General features: G+C 63.5%; 7 protein-coding genes. 6 read left to right on the top strand and 1 reads right to left on the bottom strand.

Annotated features, from left to right (window positions below):
• Window positions 1-77: 77 nt before the first annotated feature.
• Complete coding sequence (locus tag RT697_RS03305) at window positions 78-1,121, top strand: histone deacetylase family protein (protein ID WP_313696980.1); 1,044 nt, start codon at window positions 78-80, stop codon at window positions 1,119-1,121.
• A gap of 334 nt (window positions 1,122-1,455) precedes the next feature.
• On the opposite strand, the gene RT697_RS03300 is transcribed toward RT697_RS03305, so the two are convergent.
• Entirely contained in the window at window positions 1,456-2,790 is a 1,335-nt protein-coding gene (locus RT697_RS03300; protein WP_313696979.1) for an MFS transporter, read from the bottom strand.
• 221 nt (window positions 2,791-3,011) lie between these two features.
• Here RT697_RS03300 and cyoA point away from each other — a divergent pair, with 221 nt between their 5' ends.
• From cyoA to RT697_RS03275, 5 genes are all read left to right on the top strand, one after another.
• A complete protein-coding gene (gene cyoA / locus RT697_RS03295) occupies window positions 3,012-4,055 on the top strand; it encodes a ubiquinol oxidase subunit II (RefSeq protein ID WP_313696978.1) in 1,044 nt (347 codons plus the stop codon).
• Window positions 4,056-4,118: 63 nt separating this feature from the next.
• On the top strand, window positions 4,119-6,122 hold the full coding sequence (gene cyoB, locus RT697_RS03290) for a cytochrome o ubiquinol oxidase subunit I (RefSeq protein ID WP_105240365.1): 2,004 nt from the start codon (window positions 4,119-4,121) through the stop codon (window positions 6,120-6,122).
• Window positions 6,115-6,759: a cytochrome o ubiquinol oxidase subunit III gene (gene cyoC, locus RT697_RS03285; protein ID WP_105240366.1), complete on the top strand. Its 645-nt coding sequence runs from the start codon at window positions 6,115-6,117 to the stop codon at window positions 6,757-6,759. Before cyoB ends, cyoC begins: the two co-directional genes overlap by 8 nt.
• Complete coding sequence (cyoD, locus tag RT697_RS03280; protein ID WP_056558423.1) at window positions 6,756-7,181, top strand: cytochrome o ubiquinol oxidase subunit IV; 426 nt, start codon at window positions 6,756-6,758, stop codon at window positions 7,179-7,181. Before cyoC ends, cyoD begins: the two co-directional genes overlap by 4 nt.
• The gene (locus RT697_RS03275) at window positions 7,181-7,960 is read left to right on the top strand and encodes an SURF1 family protein (protein ID WP_313696977.1); all 780 of its coding nucleotides are present in this window, start codon (window positions 7,181-7,183) and stop codon (window positions 7,958-7,960) included. Before cyoD ends, RT697_RS03275 begins: the two co-directional genes overlap by 1 nt.
• The last annotated feature ends 82 nt before the right edge of the window (window positions 7,961-8,042 follow it).

The following is an 8,042-nucleotide window of genomic DNA, read 5'->3' as shown; positions in this document are numbered from 1 at the left end:
TGCCCGCCGTGGCGCTGTATATTTTCCGGCCCCTGTAGCGGCGCATCTGCCTGCCTACCCTTCCAGGATTTTTCATCGTGCTGATCTTCCACAATCCCGTTCACGACAAACACATCGGCCGCCACGAGATGTTCCGCGGCAAGCTGGTGCCCTGCCACGAAACGCCGGCCAGGCTGGAATACGTGCTGGACGCGCTGCGCCAGCGCGGCATCGGTGAACTGCGCGCGCCCTCTGCGCCTGACATGGATCTGATCAAGCGCGTGCACACGCCGCGCTATGTGGACTTTCTGGCGAGCGCCTGGAACGAATGGATTGCGCTGGATCCGGCCAACGCGGATCTGGACGTGTTGCCGTCGATCTGGCCCGTGCGCGGATTCCGGCACGACATCGAACCCACCAACTTTGCCGCGCGCGTCGGGCTGTTCTCGTTCGATAGCGGCTGTCCGCTGACGGCCGGCACGTGGGAAGCGGCCACCGCGGGCGCTGCCTGCGCCATCGACGCCGCGCGCGCCATTTCCCAAGGCCAGGGTCAACGCGCCGCCATGGCGCTGACGCGCCCGCCCGGCCATCATGCCGGCGCGGACTTCTTTGGCGGTTACTGCTTTTTGAACAACGCAGCGCTGGCGGCCCAGGCGCTGCGCGACGCCGGCGCGCAGCGCGTCGCCGTCCTGGATGTGGACTATCACCATGGCAACGGCACGCAGAGCATCTTCTACGACCGCGGAGATGTGCTGACCGTGTCGGTCCACGGCGATCCGACCACCGAGTATCCGTTCTACCTGGGATATGCCGACGAACGCGGCGAAGGCGCGGGCCAGGGCTGCAACCTGAACCTGCCGCTGCCGGCCGGCAGCGACTTCGCAGCATGGACGGCCGCCTTGCAGCAGGGCCTGGATGCCGTGCGCGCATTCAAGGCCGATGCGCTGGTCGTTGCGCTGGGCGTGGATACCTATGAAGGCGATCCGATATCGAAGTTCAAGTTGAAAAGCGCCGACTATCTGCAGGTCGGAAGCATGCTGGCCGGCCTGGGCCTGCCGGCGGTGTTCACGATGGAAGGCGGCTATGCGGTCGCCGACGTGGGCGTCAATGTGGCGAACGTGCTGGAAGGATATCTGGGCTGAACGCCGGGGCGGTCCCTGATTTTATGCAGGTCAGACACGCGCAAAAGGTGTCTGACACCCCAGGCACACCGCTGCATACCCGAGACCATCTCACCAGGGTGTCAGACACCGGGGCAAGGTCGTCCGAAGTAGGTGTCTGACACCCCAGGCACACCGCTGCATACCCGAGACCATCTCACCAGGGTGTCAGACACCGGGGCAAGGGAATCCGAAGTAGGTGTCTGACACCCCAGGCACACCGCTGCACACCCGAGACCATCTCACCAGGGTGTCAGACACCGGGGCAAGGTCGTCAGCTGTAGGTGCACCGGGGCAGCAACTCGTCGCCCCACATTCAATCGCGGGTTTCAAGCACCTTGTTGATGCGCAGCGCAATCAAGGTGCACGCCACGCCGGACAGCAAATACACGCTGACCGCAACCAGTCCGAATCGCGCCGACAGCCCCAGCGCCACCACCGGCGCGAACGCCGCGCCGACCAGCCATGCCATATCGGACGTCAAGGCCGCACCGGTATAACGGAACCGCCGCGTGAAGTTTGCAGTAACCGTGCCGGATGCCTGGCCATACGACAGCCCCAGCAGCGCGAAACCGATCAAGATGAACGCGTCCTGCGCCTTCGGCCCGCCGCCCAGCAGCCACGGCGACACCACCGCAAACACGCCGATCAGCATGGCGAGCAATCCCAACGTCGTGCGCCGTCCGATGCGATCAGCCAGCCATCCGGAAGCGATCGTGCCCAGGATGCCGATCACCGCGCCGATGATCTGAACGATCAGCACATCCGAGATCTGTTGCGTGCCGCTGACAGCGATCCACGACAGCGGAAAAACCGTGACGAGGTGAAACAGCGCATAGCTGGCCAGCGCGGCGAACGCGCCGATGAAGAGGTTGTAGCCTTGCTGGCTGATGATCTCGCGGATGCCGATGGGCTCGAGCTCGCCTTCTTCAAGCAGCTGCGTGTATTCCTCGGTGACCACCAGCCGCAGCCGCGCAAACAGCGCCACCACGTTGATGGCGAACGCCACGAAGAACGGATAGCGCCAGCCCCATTCAAGAAAGTCCGCCTGCGTGAGCGTCACATGCAGATAGAGAAACAGCGCGCTGGCCACCAAGAAGCCAACGGGCGCGCCGAGCTGACCCATCATCGAATACCAGCCGCGCCGATTGGGCGGCGCGTTCAGCGCCAGCAGCGACGGCAGGCCGTCCCATGACCCGCCAAACGCCAGGCCCTGCAGACAGCGGAACACCGCGAGCAAGGTGATGGCATGCACGCCAATGGACTCATAGCTCGGCAGAAACGCCATACCGACGGTGGCGGTGCCCAGCACGAACAAGGCGACGGTCAGCTTGGTTGCGCGGCCCCATCGGCGTTGGATCGCCATCGACAGCGCGGTGCCGATGGGACGCATGATGAAGGCGAAGGAGAAGATGATGAAAGCGGACAGCGTGCCTTCCAGCGGGTCTTCGAAGGGAAAGAACACCTTCGGAAAAACCAGCACGCACGCGATGCCGAAGACGAAGAAATCGAAGTATTCAGAGGCGCGTCCGACGACCACCCCCACGGCGATTTCACCGGGCGCCACCTTGGCGTGGCTGGCGCCGCCGCTGATCGCCCCGGGTCCGGATCCGGGAGAAGGGTGACCAGGATACTGCGTGGTGGTCGACATGGGTTCGCTCGCAAAAGAAGGTTCTGGATACGCCTTGTCTACGATCTTGCAACACACCAGCACCACGGTACGCGCATCATGCGGGAAGCCGCAAGCGTTTTGGCCCATGACTGCCCCGCACGCGTTCCCGTGCATACTTTTGCTCTTTTTACCCTAGATTTTTCGCGGCTTCCAGCGTAGTGTTTCGTTTACTTCGCACGGTTACGTTTCGGGGTATGACTATGTCGTCCTTCGCAAGGCTCCGCGGATTGATCCTGTTTGCCGCCCTGCCGCTGCTTGCCGGGTGCAATGCGGTCCTGCTGTCGCCATCGGGCGACGTGGCCGTGCAACAACGCAACCTGATCATCATCTCGACCGGCTTGATGCTCATCATCATCGTGCCGGTCATCATCCTCACGCTGCTGTTCGCATGGCGTTATCGCGCCAGCAACAAGGACGCCGCCTACGATCCCGACTGGAACCACTCCACGATGCTGGAGCTCCTGATCTGGGCCGCGCCGCTGCTCATCATCATTGCACTCGGCGCCCTCACGTGGGTCAGCACGCACCAGCTCGATCCCTACCGGCCGCTGGCGCGCCTGTCCGAAGGCCGCGAAGTGCCGCCCAACACCAAACCACTTGTCGTCGAAGTGGTTGCGCTGGACTGGAAGTGGCTGTTCCTCTATCCCGAGCAAGGCGTGGCCGCCGTCAACGAGATGGCCGCACCGGTGGACCGCCCCATCCAGTTCAAGATCACGTCGTCATCGGTCATGAACTCGTTTTTCGTGCCTGCGCTGGCCGGGCAGATCTACGCCATGCCCGGCATGCAGACCACGCTGCACGCGGTCATCAACCACCCCGGCGAATACGAAGGCCTGTCCGCCAACTACAGCGGCTCGGGCTTCTCGGGCATGCGCTTCCGCTTCCATGGGCTGGACCAGAAGGGCTTTGACGAGTGGGTCGCGCAGGCCCAAAAGTCGCAGACCACGCTGGACCGCGCCGCTTACCTGAAGCTCGAACAACCCAGCGAGCGCAACCCGGTGCAGCTTTACGCCACCGTTGCGCCCGGCCTTTTCGACGCCATCGTGAACCGCTGCGTCGAACCCAACCGCATGTGCATGCGCGATGCGATGGCCATCGACGCGCAAGGCGGCGCCGGCATACCGGGCGCGCACAACCTCACCACCCTGGACCCGCAAGTGCGCGAGCAACTGGGACTTACGGACACGCCGCCGCGCAAGTATGTCGGCGCCATGTGCACGGCTTCGGAAGGACTGGTGCTCTAGCGCGGCAGGTTTTTCGGCACGCGACGTGCTCCATGTAAACGCGGTTTTTTTGCTGGAATCGAGATGCCTGATCAACCTGACCTCACCAAGCTGATCTTCGGCCGGCTTACCTGGGACGCCATTCCTTTTCACGATCCCATCCTGCTGGGCACCTTCTTCGTGGTGGCGGCGGGCGGCATCGTGCTGCTGGGCTCCGTCACGTACTACAAGAAGTGGGGCTACCTGTGGCGCGAGTGGTTCACCAGCATCGACCACAAGAAGATCGGGATCATGTACGTGATCCTCGGCATCGTGATGTTGCTGCGCGGCTTTGCCGACGCCATCATGATGCGCTCCCAGCAGGCCGTGGCCTTCGGCGACTCCACCGGCTTTCTGCCGCCGCACCACTATGACCAGATCTTCACGGCGCACGGCGTCATCATGATCTTTTTCGTGGCCATGCCGCTGGTCACGGGGCTGATGAATTTCATCGTTCCGCTGCAGATCGGCGCGCGCGACGTCGCGTTTCCGTTCCTGAACAACTTCAGCTTCTGGATGACCGCGGGCGGCGTGATCCTGGTGATGATGTCGCTCTTCGTGGGGGAATTCGCCCGCACCGGCTGGCTGGCGTATCCACCGTTATCGGGCATCCTGCACAGTCCGGACGTCGGGGTCGACTACTACATATGGGCCTTGCAGATAGCGGGCGTGGGGACACTGCTATCGGGGGTGAACCTGCTGGTCACCATCGTGAAGATGCGCGCGCCCGGCATGAAGATGATGCGCATGCCGATCTTCACGTGGACGGCGCTGTGCACCAACGTGCTGATCGTGGCGGCGTTCCCGGTGCTGACGGCGGTGCTGGCGCTGCTGTCGATGGACCGCTACGTGGGCACCAACTTCTTCACGGCGGACTTCGGCGGCAACGCCATGATGTACGTGAACCTGATCTGGATCTGGGGCCATCCCGAGGTCTACATCCTGATCCTGCCCGCATTCGGCATCTTTTCCGAAGTGGTGTCCACGTACTGCCGCAAGCGTCTCTTCGGTTACGCGTCCATGGTCTATGCCACGGTCGTGATCACCGTGCTGTCGTACCTGGTGTGGCTGCACCACTTCTTCACGATGGGGTCCGGGGCCAGCGTGAACTCGTTCTTCGGGATCACCACAATGATCATCTCGATCCCGACAGGCGCCAAGATCTTCAACTGGCTGTTCACGATGTACCGCGGGCGCATCCGCTTTGAGGTCCCGATGCTGTGGACGCTCGGCTTCATGGTCACCTTCGTGATCGGCGGCATGACGGGCGTGCTGCTGGCGGTTCCGCCCGCCGACTTCGCGCTGCACAACAGCCTGTTCCTGATCGCGCACTTTCACAACGTGATCATCGGCGGCGTGCTGTTCGGGTTGATGGCCGGCATCACGTACTGGTTCCCGAAGGCGTTCGGCTACAAGCTCGATCCGTTCTGGGGCAAGTGCTCGTTCTGGTTCTGGCTGGTGGGCTTTTACGTGGCCTTCATGCCGCTGTACGTGCTGGGCCTGATGGGCGTGACGCGCCGCGTGAACCACTTCGAGGACATGTCGCTGCAGATCTGGTTCCAGATCGCGGCCTTCGGCGCGCTGCTGATCGCGTGCGGCATTGCCAGCTTCATCATCCAGCTCGTGGTCAGCTACCGCCGCCGCGATCAGTTGCGCGACACCACGGGCGACCCGTGGGATGGCCGCACGCTTGAATGGTCCACCTCGTCGCCGCCGCCCGTGTACAACTTTGCGTTCACGCCGCGGGTGCATGACCTGGACGCCTGGTGGCAGATGAAGCAGCACGGCTACCAGCGTCCGCAGCAGGGCTTCATTCCGATCCACATGCCGAAGAACACCTGGGCGGGCATCGTCCTGGCCGGGATCAGCGTGGTGCTGGGCTTTGCGCTGATCTGGCACATGTGGCCGCTGGTGGTGCTGTCGTTTGCGGCGCTGATCCTCGTGTCGATCATCCATACCTTCAACTACAAGCGCGACTACTACGTGCCGGCCGCAGAGGTCGTCGCCACGGAAGACGCCCGTACAAGGCTGCTAGCGCAACATGTCTGATACCCTCGCCCACCCCATGCCCGGCGGCGCCGCGCCGTCGTCCCAGGAACCGGTCTTCTACGTTCCTGGCGAACATCATCCCAAGAACGGCACGCTGCTCGGGTTCTGGGTCTACCTGATGAGCGACTGCCTCATCTTCGCGTGCCTGTTCGCGGTCTACGGCGTGCTTGGCCGCAGCTTCGCGGCGGGCCCGTCCGGCGCTGACCTGTTCGACCTGCCGCTGGTGGCGGTGAACACGTCGCTGCTGCTGCTGTCGTCGATTACCTATGGGTTCGCGATGCTGGAGATGCGGCGCAACCGCATCGGCGCCACGCAGTTGTGGCTGGCGGTGACCGGCATCCTGGGCCTGGGCTTTCTGTCGCTGGAAATCTACGAGTTCTGGCACCTGATCCATCAGGGCGCCGGCCCGCAGCGCAGCGCCTTCCTGTCGGCGTTCTTCACGCTGGTCGGCACGCACGGGCTGCACGTCACGTTCGGCATCGTGTGGCTGGTGACGTTGATGCTGCAGGTGCGCATGCATGGGCTGATCCCCGAAAACCGCCGCCGCCTGATGTGCCTGTCGATGTTCTGGCACTTCCTGGATCTGATCTGGGTGGGCGTGTTCACCTTCGTGTATCTGATGGGAGTGCTGCCATGACGTCGCACATGGATAACCTGGCCGACACCGGCCACGGCGGCCATCACGGCCACGATCATCACGATGGCCACCATGACGATGACGACGGCGCCGGCCACGGCACCTTCAAGAGCTACATGACCGGCTTCGTGCTGGCCGCCATTCTGACCGCGATTCCGTTCTGGCTGGTCATGGATCGCGTCATCGACAGTTCGCGGGTCACCGGCCTGGTGATCCTGGCCTTCGCCGTCGTGCAGATCGTGGTCCACATCATCTACTTCCTGCACCTGGACACCAAGTCCGAAAGCGGCTGGAACATGTTGGCGTTAATATTCACGCTCGTGCTGGTCGTCATTACGCTCAGCGGATCCATCTGGATCATGTATCACTTGAACTCCAACATGATGCCCATGTCACCGCATGACATGCGCAAGATGCCCTGATGGCAGCAGTCAAAGACATTTCTTCACGCGACACCTCCCGTAATCCGCGCAGCAAGGCAACCCTGGTCATCCTGGGGTTGCTGGCTGTCGCCATCTTCGCCGGGCTCTGCGCCCTGGGCACCTGGCAGGTGCACCGGCTGGCCTGGAAACGCGCGCTGATCGCGCAGGTGGATCAGCGGGCCCACGCGCCGGCCACGCCCGCCCCCGGCAAGAACGAATGGGCGCAGCTGACGCAGGACAACGCCGAATACCGCCACGTCACCGCGTCCGGCACCTACCACTTCGACAAGCAGACGCTGGTGCAGGCCGCCACCGAACTAGGCAGCGGCTATTGGGTCATGACGCCGCTGCAGCTGGCGGACGGCGGCACCGTGCTGGTGAACCGCGGCTTCGTGCTGCCGGCATGGCGCAAGGACGCGGCCAACAGCGCCCAGCCGCCGGCGCCGGGCCAGGTGACGGGATTGCTGCGCATGGGCGAACCGGCCAGTGGCTTCCTGCGCAACAACGACCCGGCCGCCAACCTCTGGTATTCACGCGATCTGCCCGGCATCGCCGCGGCGCGCGGGCTTGCCGACGTGGCGCCCTACTTCATCGACGCCGACGCCGCGTCCAGCCCCGGCAAGGATCCTGCCAAGGACCCCGTCGGCGGACTCACGATGATCAACTTCCCGAACAACCATCTGACGTATGCCATCACCTGGTATGCGCTGGCGCTGATGGTGATCGTGGGCGTGGTGATCTTCGTGCGCGAGGAAAAACGCGCGCGCCGGCCGGGCTGATTCGCCAGCACGCAAACACAACGGCGCCATTGAGGGCGCCGTTGTTGTTTCCAGGGCGGTGTCAGACACCCGGCGAAGGTGG

The organism is Achromobacter sp. (genome assembly GCF_032113835.1).
Taxonomy (GTDB): Bacteria; Pseudomonadota; Gammaproteobacteria; order Burkholderiales; family Burkholderiaceae_B; genus Achromobacter.
The sequence above is the reverse complement of the archived record's forward strand: the minus strand, read 5'-3'. Positions and strand labels throughout refer to the sequence as shown.